At 39.3% G+C, this 15376-nt stretch carries 11 protein-coding genes and 1 riboswitch; of the genes, 9 read left to right on the top strand and 2 right to left on the bottom strand.

From position 1 onward, the window contains the following. Positions 1 to 260: 260 nt before the first annotated feature. A complete protein-coding gene (locus J7E52_RS07560) occupies positions 261 to 1100 on the top strand; it encodes a tyrosine-type recombinase/integrase (RefSeq protein WP_214744605.1) in 840 nt (279 codons plus the stop codon). Positions 1101 to 1309: 209 nt separating this feature from the next. Here the strand turns inward: J7E52_RS07560 and J7E52_RS07555 are convergent, their stop codons facing one another. After that, positions 1310 to 4438, bottom strand: a complete 3129-nt coding sequence (locus J7E52_RS07555; RefSeq protein ID WP_214744603.1) for an efflux RND transporter permease subunit — start codon at positions 4436 to 4438, stop codon at positions 1310 to 1312. Positions 4439 to 4627: 189 nt separating this feature from the next. On the opposite strand from J7E52_RS07555, the gene J7E52_RS07550 reads away from it, so the two are divergent. The 5 genes from J7E52_RS07550 to J7E52_RS07530 all read left to right on the top strand — a co-directional run bounded on the left by J7E52_RS07550 (position 4628) and on the right by J7E52_RS07530 (position 10369). Then, positions 4628 to 5506 carry a TetR/AcrR family transcriptional regulator gene (locus J7E52_RS07550; protein WP_214744601.1) on the top strand — a complete coding sequence of 293 codons (879 nt, stop codon included), beginning with the start codon at positions 4628 to 4630 and terminating at the stop codon, positions 5504 to 5506. A gap of 131 nt (positions 5507 to 5637) precedes the next feature. After that, positions 5638 to 6531 (top strand): YegS/Rv2252/BmrU family lipid kinase, encoded by an 894-nt coding sequence (locus tag J7E52_RS07545; protein ID WP_214744598.1) that lies wholly within the window; start codon positions 5638 to 5640, stop codon positions 6529 to 6531. A 129-nt stretch (positions 6532 to 6660) separates the two neighbouring features. After that, the gene (locus J7E52_RS07540; protein ID WP_214744596.1) at positions 6661 to 7323 is read left to right on the top strand and encodes a hypothetical protein; all 663 of its coding nucleotides are present in this window, start codon (positions 6661 to 6663) and stop codon (positions 7321 to 7323) included. Positions 7324 to 7337: 14 nt separating this feature from the next. Beyond that, positions 7338 to 8600, top strand: coding sequence for an efflux RND transporter periplasmic adaptor subunit (locus tag J7E52_RS07535; protein ID WP_214744594.1), 1263 nt, complete (start codon positions 7338 to 7340; stop codon positions 8598 to 8600). 188 nt (positions 8601 to 8788) lie between these two features. Then, a riboswitch (cyclic di-AMP (ydaO/yuaA leader) is annotated at positions 8789 to 8936 on the top strand. A 173-nt stretch (positions 8937 to 9109) separates the two neighbouring features. Further along, the gene (locus J7E52_RS07530) at positions 9110 to 10369 is read left to right on the top strand and encodes a cation:dicarboxylate symporter family transporter (RefSeq protein ID WP_214744593.1); all 1260 of its coding nucleotides are present in this window, start codon (positions 9110 to 9112) and stop codon (positions 10367 to 10369) included. 59 nt (positions 10370 to 10428) lie between these two features. Here the strand turns inward: J7E52_RS07530 and J7E52_RS07525 are convergent, their stop codons facing one another. Further along, positions 10429 to 11172, bottom strand: a complete 744-nt coding sequence (locus tag J7E52_RS07525; RefSeq protein ID WP_214744591.1) for a class I SAM-dependent methyltransferase — start codon at positions 11170 to 11172, stop codon at positions 10429 to 10431. A 214-nt stretch (positions 11173 to 11386) separates the two neighbouring features. Here J7E52_RS07525 and J7E52_RS07520 point away from each other — a divergent pair, with 214 nt between their 5' ends. The 3 genes from J7E52_RS07520 to J7E52_RS07510 all read left to right on the top strand — a co-directional run bounded on the left by J7E52_RS07520 (position 11387) and on the right by J7E52_RS07510 (position 15369). Then, entirely contained in the window at positions 11387 to 12169 is a 783-nt protein-coding gene (locus J7E52_RS07520) for a hypothetical protein (protein ID WP_214744589.1), read from the top strand. A 582-nt stretch (positions 12170 to 12751) separates the two neighbouring features. Then, positions 12752 to 13834, top strand: coding sequence for a D-alanine--D-alanine ligase (locus J7E52_RS07515; protein ID WP_214744586.1), 1083 nt, complete (start codon positions 12752 to 12754; stop codon positions 13832 to 13834). A 152-nt stretch (positions 13835 to 13986) separates the two neighbouring features. Beyond that, positions 13987 to 15369: a UDP-N-acetylmuramoyl-tripeptide--D-alanyl-D-alanine ligase gene (locus tag J7E52_RS07510; RefSeq protein ID WP_214744584.1), complete on the top strand. Its 1383-nt coding sequence runs from the start codon at positions 13987 to 13989 to the stop codon at positions 15367 to 15369. Positions 15370 to 15376 lie beyond the last annotated feature (7 nt).

The raw sequence follows: 15376 nt of genomic DNA, 5'->3' as shown, positions 1-15376 counted from the left end.
CATCCGGCTGGTCTTTTTTTGCTGTTGTCATTCCTTCAGTATCTTAGTATTTAAACCTTTAAAAAGTAGAGAAATAAAAAGGGCCATAAAGAAAGTTATATGCAGTATACATGGTAGGGCATACTATGAATGCATTTTAATTTCTACTTCTATCTGTATTATCCATATCTGATTAAGACAAAGGGACAGAATTCTTCGTTTCTATAGGGATATATGTTAAACTTAACGTAGTTCTGAAACTGTCATTGGGGGAATAGCCGATGGATACCTCTGCTAAAGATGAAATGATTTTTTCGTTTGCTGAATGGTTGAGAGACCAAGGCAAATCAGCTAATACGATCAAAACGTATACTGGTGTCCTTTCACAGTTTTGTGACCAGACACAAAAGATATTGATGGAGATTCATTCTGAAGATGTTCAGGGTTATCTTGATTATTTAGAAAATTGCAAGAAAAGCCCAGGAACAATCGAAAAACACTATATCGCTTTAAATGTTTTCTTTAAATTTTTAGGTAAACCGCAAGTGATGCTTTCTGTGGAACGTAAGGTTAAGGAGCACAAGCTTGAGCTACCTGAAACTTTAAGCATGAATGAGCAGCAGATTCTGTTAAAAGATATAGAAGCAGAAGGAAATCTAAGGAACATTGCCATCGTCTACCTTTTGTTACATACAGGAATCCGTGTCTCCGAATTATGTGACTTGAATGGCCGTGACGTCATCATGGAAACAGAGCGGAATTATATACTTGTCAGGAACGCAAAAGGTGAAATCGATAGATCCGTTCCCCTTACAATATCGGCTATACAACATGTACAAAATTATCTTTTTTCTTTAAAAGAAAAAGCAGATCCGTTATTCATCTCAAGCTATAATCAGAGGATCACTCCGAGGTCAGTTCAATATATATTAAAAAAATACAATGTGCATCCACATAAACTGCGACATACCTTTTGCCAAAGGTTAGTTGATAATGGAATAGATATACAAACGATATCCAAGCTTGCCGGTCATAAAGATTTAAACGTAACGAAACGTTATCTAAAAGAAAAATCGCTGGACCTGGCAAATGCGATAGACCAAACTTTCACAAAACACTAATCCATAGCAATTAAAAGGGAAAGCGAGCTCTTTCCCTTTTTTGTTTATATATAAGATTTTCAAACAAACAAATTTCCTTGGAAATGACGAAGAGGACTTGGGGGCCAGTAGTATGAGGGCAGTTGTATTTATTAAGAGCATATTGATGCCATTGTTGAATCAAGAAAGAGGGGATTTCTAATATAAGGAACCCCCTCTTTTTTGATTCTTTACTTAACTGTTTTTTTCTTCTTTTTACCTATTTTCATTATGACTTCGTATACTACCGGCACTATTACAAGTGTTAGCAATGTAGAACTCACAAGTCCGCCGATAACGGTAATCCCCAAACCTTGTGATATTAATCCACTGCCTTCTGCACCGATTGCCAGAGGTATTAAAGCGCCGATTGTGGCAAGGGCAGTCATCAGGATTGGGCGTAGACGGGTGGATCCTGCCTCGAGTAAAGCTTCCCTGGTAGATATCCCGGATTCTTCATTCTTGATAACACGGTCCACTAATACGATGGCATTGGTTACGACGATACCAATAAGCATTAGGACACCCATCATTGCTGAAACGCTGATGGTCTCACCTGCAACGAATAGCCCTGCCAATGCCCCGATTACCGTAAATGGTAAGGAGAAGAGAATGGCTATTGGTGCTAAACCACCATGGAAAGTAACGACTAGGACAAAGTATACGATAGCAACGGCCGCTAACATAGCGATACCAAGTTGAGTGAATGATTCCTGGATATCTTCCGTCACTCCGCCATAGTCTATAGTGACGCTTGCGGGAAGGTCTAATTTATCAACTTCCTTTTGTACCTCAGCTGTTACTGCTGCCACATCATCCGTTTTGATTGTTGCAGACACGTCGGCATAAATTTTTCCATCGCGGTGGCTGATTGTATCGGAAGCTTTGCCTTCTTCAATTTTCACTAGCTCTTTCAATGGGATTTCCATTCCCATTGGAGAAGAAATTTTCGTATTTTCAAGATCTTTTTTGTCTTCGAATGTCGTTTCTTCTGTCTCGATATATACTTTGACTTCTTCTCCATTTTTCTTAATCGTAGTTAGAGCATCATCTTTATTCGTATTGGCAATGGACATACCAATTTGTGCAGCTGTCAGTCCAAGGTCACTTAGCTTTTCCTGGTCTGCAACTAGAGTATATTGCTCATAAGCATCGGAAAGACTTGTATCAACATCTTTTAAATCTTTATTTTTCTTCATGATATTTTGAATATCGTCAATTACCGGTTCAATATCTTTTTGTGTATTTCCGTAAACAAATAGAGTGGTTTCATTGCTTGATGTTGACGTGAATTCTTGTTGTTTCCATGTTCCAGGCGACTCAAGTTCAGTTAAATCTTTTATGACGGTTTCTTTTTTGTCCCCGAAATTTTCGGTGTCTTCATCATAGAGTACATAGAAGAGAGCCGAGTTACTCGAGCCGCCCATCATGCCGCCCATCATGCTTTCACCAAGTGTGTATTGAACGGTCTTCACATCGTCTATATCCATGAAGTATTTTTCGACTTTTTCTGTTTGCTTTTGAATATCCTCTTTTAACTCTCCAGGTGCGGGAGTGTAAGTGACGATAATCGTTTTTTCTTCATCTGCAGGCATGAAGCTGACACCGATGCTTGGGATTAGGAATAAGCTGCCGACCAATAATACAATAGCTGTACCGAACGTGATTAACTTATGGTTTAACGACCAATCCAGTGCTTTTCGGTAGAATGCTGATAGTTTGCTTGGTTTTTCTTCATGTGATTTTAATTCTTTTTTTGATAGTCCCTTTTTAAATAAAGAATCTGCCATTGCCGGAACAAGAGTGATGGCGATTATTAATGAAGCGACCAATGCAAACACCATTGTTAAGGCGAATGGCATGAATAGTTCCCCGACAGGACCTGTAACGCTTGCTAAAGGCAGGTATACGGCTACAGTAACGATTGTGGATGAAAGGATGGGGATGAACATTTCCTTAGTGGCTGATCGTATTAATTCGCCGCCTTTTAATTGTTCGCCTTTTAAAGCCATCCTTCTATAAATATTTTCAATGACGACAATGGAGTCATCGACGACTCGGCCAATGGCAACCGTCATGGCCCCAAGTGTCATGACATTCAATGAAATATCCATTTGTTTGAGCACCAAAAGCGCTGCTAACAGGGATAATGGAATCGAAATGACGGAAATGAGAGTCGTTTTAAAGTTCCTAAGGAAAAGCATGATAACAATGACGGCAAACAGACAGCCGAAGAGTGCCTTGCTGATCATGGTTTCAACAGAGTCTTTAATCGGTTTAGCTTGATCAAGCGTAGTGTGTACACTTACGCCTTTAAAATCTTCTTTGAAATTAGATACTTCTTCGTTTACTTCGTCTACGATTGCAACTGTATCGGCATCAGGCGATCTTGTAACCTGAATCCCAATCGATTCGCTGCCGTTTGTTCTTGAAATCGATTCAGCCTTACCGGTGATTTTAACATCGGCAATGTCTGATAATTTGACGTTTTGCAGTTGGGCATGACCTGTTGCCATTTCAGGAGATAATTGATTGGTTTCCGGTCCGTTTTGTGCTGGCGTTCCTGTTTGAGAGCCGCCGGTTAAAGGTATCTTTATATTTTTCAGGTCTTTTAATGTGGAGATGTTTCCATCCACAACGATCGTTTTTTCTTTATCATCAAAGTTATATATGCCAAGCGGCATGTTGACGTTTGCGGCCTGGATAACCTTCTTTACGGTATCTTCATCGAGCCCGTATTGAGCCATTTTTTCCTCGTCGAATACAAGGCTGCCTTCATTTACTTGTTGTCCGGAAATTGATACGGATGTCACGCCGTCAATTCCTTCAAGTTTAGGCACTAACACCTTTTCGACGTTTTTTGTAAGAGCTGGTAAATCGGAACCCTTATCTGTTACACTGAGTGCGACGACAGGAAAAGCGTTTAATTCCAATTTTGATACGCTTGGGTCATCCACTCCCTCAGGAAGTTCCAATTTCTCTAAAGCTTCTTTCACTTCTTTTACAGCGTCGTCCATATCCCTGTCATAATCATATTGTAATTGGACGGAAGAGGCATTAGCCATGGACGAAGAACTGACTAATTCGACTCCTGGCAAATTTGTTACTTTCTGCTCAATCTGGTCTGTGAGTTTCTCTGCTACTTCTTCAGGTGCAGCACCAGGATATACAGTGGAGATGCTTATTAAAGGAGTCGAGATGCTTGGGATGGTTTCTTGTTTCATGTTTAAACCGGAGTATAAACCAGCTGCAACGATGATGATCGTAAGCAACCAGATTGCCAATTTATTCTTTAATGAAAATTTAATTATTGAATTCAAGCTTGTACCCTCCATACATAAAATTGTGACTAGTCGGTCACAGACTCAAATATATAGTATATGGATTATGATTGCAACAGATAATATTCGTTAGTGTCAACGTTGTGATTTCAGGGGTTTTGGGATACAATTTGAAAGATGTGACCCATCGGTCACCAACGGATAATTTTAAGAGATAGGATGAATTTGATGAAAGAAAAAAATAAGATGATCATAGATAAGTCTGTAGAGCTTTTCGCGGAGAAAGGCTATCATGCCACTTCCGTTCAGGAAATTGCTGAAAAATGTGGGATAGCAAAGGGGTCTTTTTATAATCATTTTAAATCGAAGGAAGAATTACTGGTCTCCATTTTTAAATTTTATTATGAAGCGTTGACGGACTCATTACTTGATCTTGAACTGGATGCTTCATTGTCCAGCAAAGACAAATTCATGAGGCAAATCACTGTTCACATTGAGCATATGACGGGAAATACCAACTTGATTCAAATGATGATGCAGGAACAAATGGTTCATATCAGCAAAGAACTAGATAGATTTTTACATTTTATCCATGAAGAGGGCCTGATTTGGTTCAAGCGTAAAATCATTGAGTTATACCCGGGACTTTCGGCTGATCTTTTGCCGGATTGCACCATAATTTTAGATTCCCTTTTCAAAGGATATATCGGAATATTGATCAGGAAACAAAATGCTTTCAATGTGGAATTGTTACCTAGTTTCATATTGAACCGGATGGATTCAATTATCGCAAGCCTCCAGAACATGGAAGATCCATTATTAAAACAATTTCCCCTGCCGGGATGCTCGATGCGGGATATGAGCCCAAAAGAGGAAATCCATTCGATCATTGTCAGGATGCTGGAAGTGGAAACACGTAAAGAAGAGGGAATGGATACACGTAAAAATACGGAAGCACTAAAAGCGATCCAGGAAGAATTTTCAAAAGTTAAGCCAAGCCCCATCATCTTGGAAAGCCTTTTGTTATTTTTGGAAAAAAATGAAAAAAGAAGTTCCTTGTCTTCAAAGCTTATTTTAATGATGAAGGATTATTTGACAAGTATATGAAGGCTTTATCGAAAGGGGCGTATAGCCTCTTTTTTTCATTTTATCTTAATGAGTTTCAAAAGCGGGGGTTTAGGAAAAAGTAAAAGTGATGGGAAGAAGACGATTCTTTCAATAATATGGGGGCAAAAATCATGCGATGGAAAAAGGGGATGCTGATTTATAATGAAAATGCCGGTAATGGTAAACTCGAAAGGAATCTTGAGGGTTGTCTTCCAATAATAGCTCCACATATTGATGAGTTTCTCATTCTGCAAACGAAGGAAAAAGGCGATGCATGCCGTTTTTGTTTGGAATACGGTGAAGACATGGATGTAGTTTTCGTATTAGGAGGAGATGGAACGGTACATGAGTGTGTAAATGGCCTTTCACCGCTTCGGAGACGGCCGTTGTTTGGGATTTTACCTGGAGGGACTTGCAATGACTTCTCCAGAACATTAAAGATTCCTCAAAATGTTCGTCAAGCTGCGGAAGCATTAGTAAATGGTAAAGTTCGTTCGATTGATATTGGGCAGGCCAATAACGATTATTTTTCTAATTTTTGGGGAGTGGGGCTTATTTCAGATGCATCAAATAATATTGATGAGCAGGAAAAAAGCAGGTTCGGAAAGATAGGATATTTATTAAGTGCTGTAAGGATGATTGGTGAGAATGCTCCCTTTTCCTATAAACTAGAAAATGATGGGGATTTGATTGAAGGGGAAGCAGTTATGATTTTGGTCTTGAATGGTTGTTTTATCGGCACTAATTTATTGCCCTTTCCCATGATCAGTCCAGACGATGGGCTCTTTGGCGTTGCCATCTTGGAAAATGCAAGCCTTGGTGCATTTTTAGAAATAATTGCGATGAAACGTTCATGGACTCAAAATATGAGCACTGACTCCGGGGTGACTTATTTACAAGCCGGTACCCTGACCGTTGAGACCAAGAGGCCGCTTGATGTGGATATGGATGGAGAGAACTATAGACAAACTCCTGCACGCATTAAAGTTCTTGCCCATCATTTGTCAGTATTAACTCCAAATTAGTGTAATGGATTAAATTTGAAGGGTAATGATTATGTGTTTTTTTTGTATATTCATTCCTTATTTCTGCAATTGTTTCCAAAATAAGATAAAATATATGATGATATATCAATTTTTGCAGGAGGACCACATATGGTGTACCAGGTCAGATTGTTAAAGGGCATTTTAGAGCCTCATCGAAGTCGTTATCAGCTGCAAAATGCAGAGGCAGTCACAAAGCTTGGATTGAAATTGCTATTTTTATATTTTCTTAGTCTTATAGTATTCGCCCTTGGGGGATACTTTGGCATTGGTTCAGAATCGTTCTCCAAGGAAATCACGAAGATGAGTGCCGATGAATTCGAAGCAGCAAAGTTGCTGATTTTGAGCGGCAATATAATAACAGGCATAATCGACCCTTCCCTATACATATTTTTATCGGCTCTATTCTTTTGGATCGTTACTGACATCCCATATTTAAAATTAGTTATCGTTCAAATGATTCTTTTTGTTTTGCAATTAGTGGAAAAAACATTACTGATTCCTCTATTCGTTTTAATGGATATAGGGAGTGATGCCAATCCTTTTTCATTGGGGATCATCAGTCAGTATTTTCTCAGAAGTGATTATTTCATTCACTTTTTCAGCGAAATCACCATTTTTCAATTTCTTATTATTGCTCTGCAATATTTTTATTTAAAGGGGTTTACAGGACGAAATAATTATTTGATCCTTTTAATGATTGTTCTATTCTATCTGGCCACATGGTTTGTTAAAGCCTTTTTAGCATGCATCCAAGTAGGCGTATTTGTATAAGGCGGGTGAAATGAATGAGAGGGAAATGGAAAATAGCAACGGTCTCCATTGCGTCGATAGTGTTAATAACCGTTAACTTATATCTTATTGAAAAAAAAGAAAGCAAAGTGGAACGAACTGTTTTCGTTGAAAACTGGACAAAGGTAAAAAAAGATACAATTACGGATACCATTCAAACAAATGGGGTAATTAAACCTGAAGAAGAGTATGATATCTATTTCGACACCAAGAAAAATGATTTTAAGAAATTCCTTGTAAAAGAAGGCGATGCGATTACGGCTGGCTCCTCGTTGTTTGAGTATACGACGACCGAACTTGATGCACTTAAAGCGAATTTGGTAGCGGAAAAAACGGCAGCTGAGGGAGAAATTGCAGGGATTGAGGAATACATAGGGAAGTTGAGGTCTTATCAAGGGACCCTGACCAGTGATCCTGAAAAAGCAGCAATTGATGAATCGGTGGAAAAAAACTTGAATATTGATATAACAACAAGTTCTTCAGATCTTATTAAAAGTAACGTTGAGCAAGAAATTTACAAGCAGGAACTGGAAAAAAACAGTTTGAATGAAAAAGTGAAAATGCTTGACGCTAAATTAAGTTCAATTGAGGAGCAGTCCAGTGCGATCGTGTCGACGAGTGAGGCTGATGGTGTAGTTAAAAGTATCAATAAAAACCTGAATAATCCCATTATATCCATTGTTTCTACAAATATGGCAATTGAAGGTGATTTCTCCGAAGAGGAAATGAAAAAGGTTGAAGTGGGCATGACTATAAAAGCAAGTTCCTCTGATTCAAAAAAGGCATTGAAAGGAACGATAGGCCGCATCCATTCCTATCCCGCTGAAGAGCCGTCATTAAAAAAAGATAACAGATTTCCATTTCAGGCACTAATCGAACCGGAAGGTGAAGAAACGGAACCTTTGTTGGTGGGATCCAAAGTGAATCTTACTGTAATAACCAATGAGAAAGCCGGTGTACCCTCCATTCCTATAGAGGCGGTACAATACCAAAAACAGCCTTATATTTACAAACTGACTAAAAAAGGCCATGTGGATAAACATTACATTACAAAAGGGCTTAAGGGCGAAGGGAAGCAAGAAATCATAAAGGGACCGTCGGTGGGTGACGTCATTCTACTGGAGCAGAATGTGGAAGTGAAGAACCATTCTTACTTTATTACCCCAATTCAATTTGAAAAAGTGAAAGCTGCAACTTATAAAAAATTCACCTCTAGGGAAAAAGTAAGATATCTGTTACTTGGCATTTTGGAAAAATAACCGCTTCTTTCATCAAGAGAGGTGATGTCAAATTATATCAATATAACTTATATGATTAAAAATCGGGAAGAGTAATTATAGATACAATAGTGTTTAATACAGAATATTCAGACATATTTAAAGATTTTTTCTAGAACTGATGCGAATAAATATTTACAGATTATCATTTTTAGTATAATATTTTATTATAAGTTAACTCGCTTAATCTTATTCCAAGAACGGGGGACCCATTTTTGTGGATTTTATCCGCTAGGGGTGAATTCAGAAATGAAAGGGCATTTGTGTTTCCAATTCCTAACCCGACAGCTAACCTCGTCAGCGTCTTTAAGGGAACATGTGTGAATATTCACGCCAATAAGAAATCGACACATGAAGTGTCTTTTTTTTCGGCGTAAAGACAGAGTTTTTCAAAAAAAGAAAAATTACTTTCTTTTTATTAGTATCTTGTTTCCCTTACCGAGACAAAAATGTTTTTGCATCAAAGACTTTATGGAAGGTGAGGAAAGTAAATGAAGAAATTCAAATTAAGTTTAGCTAGCCAAATTTTCATTGGTTTAATTCTAGGGATTACCGTTGGTGCCATTTTTTATGGTAATGAGACGGCCCAAAACTTTTTACAGCCATTCGGAGACATTTTCCTACGAATGATTAAAATGATTGTAGTGCCGATCATCGTTTCAAGCCTTATCGTTGCAGTTGCCGGTGTAGGTGATTTGAAAGCGGTAGGTAAACTAGGTGCTAAATCATTATCATACTTTGTTGTGGTAACTATGATAGCAATTGCTGTTGGTTTAATTTCAGCGAATATCATCCAGCCTGGTGCTGGTGTGAATATGAATAATCTGGAACAAACTGATATCTCCACATATGTTGATACAGCAGAGACTAAGCAGCATGAATCGTTCGTAGATACAATCGTACACATTGTACCATCCAATCCAGTTAAAGCAATGGTAGAAGGCGATATGCTAGCGATCATTTTCTTCTCCGTGTTGTTTGGACTTAGTATTGCGGCCATCGGTGAAAAGGGCAAACCAGTATTCCGTTTCTTCCAAGGTACAGCAGAAGGAATGTTCTACTTAACTAATATGGTCATGAAATTCGCTCCTATCGGTGTATTTGCACTAATCGGTGTGACTATCTCCAAATTCGGTTTGGAATCTTTAATTCCGTTAGGAAAGTTAGCGCTTTCTGTTTACGGAACAATGCTTTTCTTTGTAATTGTCATTCTGGGTCTTATTGCAAAATTTGTAGGATTCAATATCTTTACGTTGATTAAGCTTCTAAAAGAAGAATTGATTCTTGCTTTCTCTACTGCAAGTTCAGAAGCGGTTCTTCCGAAAATCATGGAAAAAATGGAGAAAGCGGGATGTCCGAAGCATATTGCTACATTTGTTATCCCGACTGGATACTCCTTTAACCTTGATGGTTCTACATTATACCAAGCGTTAGCAGCTATCTTCATCGCTCAAATGTACGGAATCGATTTGAGCATGTATGAGCAAATTACGCTAATGCTAGTGTTGATGATCACGTCCAAGGGAATTGCGGGTGTACCGGGTGTATCTTTCGTAGTTCTTTTAGCGACATTGGGAACTGTCGGTATTCCTATTGAAGGTCTAGCATTTATTGCCGGTATCGACCGTATTCTTGATATGGGACGTACAGTAGTAAACGTTATCGGTAATTCACTTGCAGCAATCGTCATCTCTAAATGGGAAGGTCAATTCAACCCTCCTTCCAAAAAAGAACTAGAACAAGTTTCTTAATGCTAAGTATCCAGAGTGAAATGTCACTCTGGATTTTTTTGAATAAAAAAAGCGCTTCCTTATTTTTGGACGATCCAGAAGCGGCAATCGGAAGAGAATGCGATGACATCATCGTTTTCATGGAATAATTCACTTCGATAAAAGCTTTCGATGACTGTAAACCGTGCTTCCTCCAGGCACTCAAGTACTTCAAGTTTAGTTGGGATATGAAGGTAAGTATCTTCTTGAAGCGTCTTTCCGGATGTCAAAATATCCCCAAATTCATAAAGCCTCTCATCTTGTTTACCTCCACACCAAATCATTTCCTCTTGCTCCCAGAAGTTCAGGTAATTCTCGTTTTTATCACGGTCATGTGTTGTGAAAATGAAGAGCCCTTCAGGTTTTAAAATACGGTTGATTTCTTTTAGAGCCAATGTGCGGTTTTTTCGCTGGGGAATTTGCATTAAACCATTAAAAGCGAAGATTGCTTTATCGAATGATGAGTCGTCGAAAGGGAGGTCCGCTGCATCGCCAAGGATAAAGGGTATGTCCAGGTTATATTCATGCGCTATTTTTTCGGCTTCATTAACCATGGCAGGAGTTAAATCGATTCCCGTTAGATTTTGGTATCCTTTTTTATATAGTGCGAAGGTGGTTCTTCCTGTACCGCATCCGATATCAAGGATTGCATCTTCCTGATTTAAATATTTTTCGAATGCATATTTCTCTGATTGCCATAGACCTAATTTTTTAGTTGCATGAGCATAACTGGAAACGGCTCCATGAAAAGAATTAATGATAAAACCTATTTCAATTTTATCCATGAACAATTCCTCCAAATCTTCATTCTTACTATAATATGGATATTTTAAGGTTGTCGAGTGTTTTCCTTAACATTTGGGTTAATATGGAGTTCATGTTTCACATTATTCACACGATGCTGATGATGATTAATATTGGGGGTTATATAACTTACGTGAAAACCCAAAAGTTTGATAAAATAACATTATTGATTGAGAGCTCGGAGGGGGTCAGGTTATGAAGAATGATAGCAATGATATCTTATATATGTATATGCAGGCTTCCGAACGGTTTGTCCTTTTTAATGGACTAAATTTTCGTGAATTCGTCTATTCGCTGCCATATACCTTGGATTCCATCTTATTATTGAAACACCAATTCGATGGTGGGGAATACAATTTGAATGTCCTGCTAGAGAGCGCTTCATCTGAAGATATTGCGAAGCTAGTTAAAGAAAATGTCCGGGCATATGGAGATTTCTGTTGGATCGATTTTGAAGAAGCGGAAGGGCTGGATGAATTGGATGGAAGGGAACTAGCGGAACTTTTATATTTAGGGCACGCAAAAACTCATCTGGATCCGCCATTTTTCCGTAAATTGAATAATCAATTTGTGTACCTAGCCCAGGATGATGGCTGGTTCAATAAAATTTATTTTCGTTCTCTTTCAACATATTATATGATGTTAGGAAGCCTGATTCCGCTAAAGCTGGAGCTTTTAAAAGTAGAGAGGACTTGGCTTGGAATCAGAAAGAAAAGAGAGCTGACGGCGATTCCTGTAGAAATCATTTCTTCCTTGGCTCATATCCTGGCAGAGGGGCTCGTTTTTTCCTTTCGGCATGTTAAGTACACAAGAACGAAAATTGAGATACCTGCATGGGTCGTAGGGGATTATTTAAACATGGATGAAATGCATGATGACTTTTCGGATAGAGATATTAAGGAGCCAGATGCCTTTATTACCTTCAATCGAAAAGAAAAGGTATGGGAAAGCGTTATTAAAAATACATCATCCTCCTGATTATCCAATCGTCCATGTGGATTGGAATATTTGACATCCTTGAATTCTTTAGGTGTAAGACTTACCATCTCATGCATAAAAGATTAGAGAGGGCGCCGCACAGGCTGCGGCGGTTTTATCCTGTGTTCCGTTTATAGTAATCATTGGAAAAGCGCCAATGATGGAAGTTTCGCTTTACCCCGCATTAACAGGCTGTAGATCAGGAGGAAGGTCTGTAACAAAAAAGAAATGTGGAGGTTTAACAGCCTGTAAATGCCCGATTGGCTCAACTAACCATCATTGGAAAAGCGCCAATGATTGGAAGTTTCGCTTTACCCCGCATTAACAGGCTGTAGGGCAGGAGGAAGGTCTGTAACAAAAAGGAAATGTGGAGGTTTAACAGCCTGTAAATGCCCGATTGGCTCAACTAACCATCATTGAAAAGCGCCAATGATGGAAGTTTCGCTTTACCCCGCATTAACAGGCTGTAGGGCAGGGCGGATAGAAGATGTAACAAAAAAGAAATGTGGAGTTTGCTTTATCCATTTTAGTGTAAAGTGATACAATGAACATGGTTAAAAGAATATTGGAGGGTAATAACTCATGAAAACTAAACTTGGTTTGCTTTATGGTGGAAAATCTGCGGAGCATGAGGTTTCTATGCAGACGGCTTTAGCGGTCATTAAAGCTCTCGATTTAGCAAAGTTTGATATATATCCGATTTACATAACAAAAGAGGGTTCATGGATTAATGGGCCGAAGTTAACAGGACCTGCCGAGAGTGTGGAGGCTTTGACATTCTCATCGGACAAATCGGGCTCACCTCTTGCCTTGCAGGCACATTCAACTGATGAAAATAGTGAATCAACAGGGTATGACGTAATTTTCCCATTGCTTCACGGACCAAATGGAGAAGATGGGACCGTACAAGGGATGCTGGAACTATTGAACCTTCCTTATGTAGGCAATGGCGTTTTAGCTTCATCAGCAGGAATGGATAAGGTCATCATGAAAAACATTTTTGCCCAGGCGGGTCTTCCTCAAGTCAAATACACTTGGTTCATTCGTTCTGAATGGGAGAAGAATACTGAAAGTGCCATCAAAAAGGTAGCGGATGAATTGGGGTACCCTTGCTTTGTCAAACCTGCCAATTTAGGCTCGAGTGTCGGTATCAGCAAATGTGATGATGCTGATGAACTGGAAAAAGCGGTAGCGGAAGCTTTCCAATTCGATCGGAAGATCATCATTGAAGAAGGGGTCGTAGCTCGTGAACTCGAGTTTGGAATTCTTGGTAATGATGAACCGTCTTGTTCGGTGGCAGGCGAAATCATCCCTAAGAAAGATTTTGCCTTCTATGATTATTCAGCAAAATATGTTGACGGTAATTCAGCGATGGTCATTCCCGCAGAGATAACGGAAAGCGAGTATGCAGCTTTATCCGAAATGGCCATTACTGCCTTTAAGTCATTGGATTGCTCTGGATTGGTTCGCGCTGATTTCTTCTTAACGAATGAGGGGCAAATCTATATTAATGAAGTGAATACAATGCCTGGGTTTACTCCTTTCAGCATGTTTCCATTATTGTGGAAGCACACAGGTGTCGACTATCCAGCGTTAATTGAACAACTCGTGAAACTTGCCTTGGAACGTCACCAGGAAAAACAACAAATCAAATATACAGTTTGATCAAGCAGGTAATGTATCAGTAAACTCCACAATCCATCAAGCATTGATTTGAGGGATTACAATCAGCAGGAACCGGTGCGATTTAAACTGGTTTCTGCTTCGTTTGGTTAATGGAGAGCGATTAACGGTTCGATGAATGTAGGAGGAACAAAATGATTAAGAGAACGTTAAAACAAGTACATGAAATGGCAGAGGGATTGAATGATATCAGTCCATTCCAGTCCAAAGGAATTAATGGGGTTACCATCGATTCAAGAACGGTTAAGGAAGGATGTTTGTTCATTCCGCTTAAGGGTGAGCAGGTTGACGGCCATCAGTATGTCAAGCAAGCTTTAGCGCAAGGAGCTGCGGCGTCTTTTTGGCAAAGGGATGTTCCGAATCCTCCTAATGATTTACCGATAATCATTGTCGAAAATACCGAGAAAGCACTTCAGCAATTGGCGCGTTCTTACCGTCAGCAGTTAAATATAAAAGTCATTGGGATAACAGGCAGCAACGGCAAGACGACTACGAAAGATATGACGGCTGCGCTGCTGGCCACTTCCTATAAAGTTCATAAAACAAATGGAAACTTCAATAATCATTTAGGTTTGCCACTAACGGTGCTTTCCATGGCAGAGGATACTGAAGCGGCTGTTTTGGAAATGGGAATGAGCAGCCGTGGTGAAATCGAGTTCTTATCCAAAATGGCAAAGCCTGATATAGCGATCATTACCAATATCGGTGAATCACACTTATTGGATTTGGGATCACGCGAGGAAATCGCGAATGCGAAGTTGGAAATTGTCGAAGGTTTGGCGAAAGATGGAACGCTGATATATCATGGTGATGAACCATTGCTCCGCAATCGAATCAAAAAGGATTTTCCTGATTTAAACGTAATATCTTTTGGACGTACGGAACAAAATGATTTATATCCACAGACCATTAGCCAAGGTGCAGACAGTACCACATTTACAATCGCAAGCGGTGATAAGGAAATCAATTATGAGATACCCGTTTTAGGCCATCATAATGTTCTTAATGCGTTGGCAGCCATCTTGGTTGCTAAAGAATTCAATGTGGATGATTCAGCGATCCGTAAAGGTCTGTCGACCATTCAATTAACGAATATGAGGATGGAATTGGTCGAGGGCGCGAAAGGGCAGAAAATCATCAATGATGCGTATAATGCCAGTCCAACTTCAGTTAAGGCAGCAGTGGAGTTGGTTGAGGGATTATCTGGTTTCGAGAAAAAGATCCTTGTATTGGGAGACATGTTGGAGTTAGGGCCACAGGAAAAAGACTTTCATTTGAAAATTGGTGAACTGATTTCCAGTGAGCGGATCGATAAGGTCTTCACCTATGGTCCTTTAGCCGAGTTTATTGCCAAGGGAGCGAGCAAGGCTTTTTCAGCGGAGCAGGTTCGTCCTTTTCAAGATAAGCAGATGCTTATAGAGGAACTAAAATCGTCCACACAGGAAAATGACATCATTCTCGTTAAAGCTTCTAGGGGCATGAAGCTTGAGGAAGTCGTGCAAGCCTTGCAAAAATAAAACAGTG

Origin of the sequence: Bacillus sp. ISL-34, assembly GCF_018613325.1 — a bacterium.
Lineage (GTDB): Bacteria > Bacillota > Bacilli > Bacillales > DSM-1321 > Peribacillus.
This window is presented reverse-complemented; position numbering and strand designations above follow the sequence as displayed.

Excerpts from the sequence above, each read along its gene's own strand:
- J7E52_RS07525 (WP_214744591.1), bottom strand. The coding sequence starts at position 11,172 with ATGGATAAAATTGAAATAGGTTTTATCATTAATTCTTTTCATGGAGCC.
- J7E52_RS07560 (WP_214744605.1), top strand. The coding sequence starts at position 261 with ATGGATACCTCTGCTAAAGATGAAATGATTTTTTCGTTTGCTGAATGG.
- J7E52_RS07535 (WP_214744594.1), top strand. The coding sequence starts at position 7,338 with ATGAGAGGGAAATGGAAAATAGCAACGGTCTCCATTGCGTCGATAGTG.
- J7E52_RS07540 (WP_214744596.1), top strand. The coding sequence starts at position 6,661 with ATGGTGTACCAGGTCAGATTGTTAAAGGGCATTTTAGAGCCTCATCGA.
- J7E52_RS07510 (WP_214744584.1), top strand. The coding sequence starts at position 13,987 with ATGATTAAGAGAACGTTAAAACAAGTACATGAAATGGCAGAGGGATTG.
- J7E52_RS07520 (WP_214744589.1), top strand. The coding sequence starts at position 11,387 with ATGAAGAATGATAGCAATGATATCTTATATATGTATATGCAGGCTTCC.
- J7E52_RS07530 (WP_214744593.1), top strand. The coding sequence starts at position 9,110 with ATGAAGAAATTCAAATTAAGTTTAGCTAGCCAAATTTTCATTGGTTTA.
- J7E52_RS07515 (WP_214744586.1), top strand. The coding sequence starts at position 12,752 with ATGAAAACTAAACTTGGTTTGCTTTATGGTGGAAAATCTGCGGAGCAT.
- J7E52_RS07550 (WP_214744601.1), top strand. The coding sequence starts at position 4,628 with ATGAAAGAAAAAAATAAGATGATCATAGATAAGTCTGTAGAGCTTTTC.
- J7E52_RS07545 (WP_214744598.1), top strand. The coding sequence starts at position 5,638 with ATGCGATGGAAAAAGGGGATGCTGATTTATAATGAAAATGCCGGTAAT.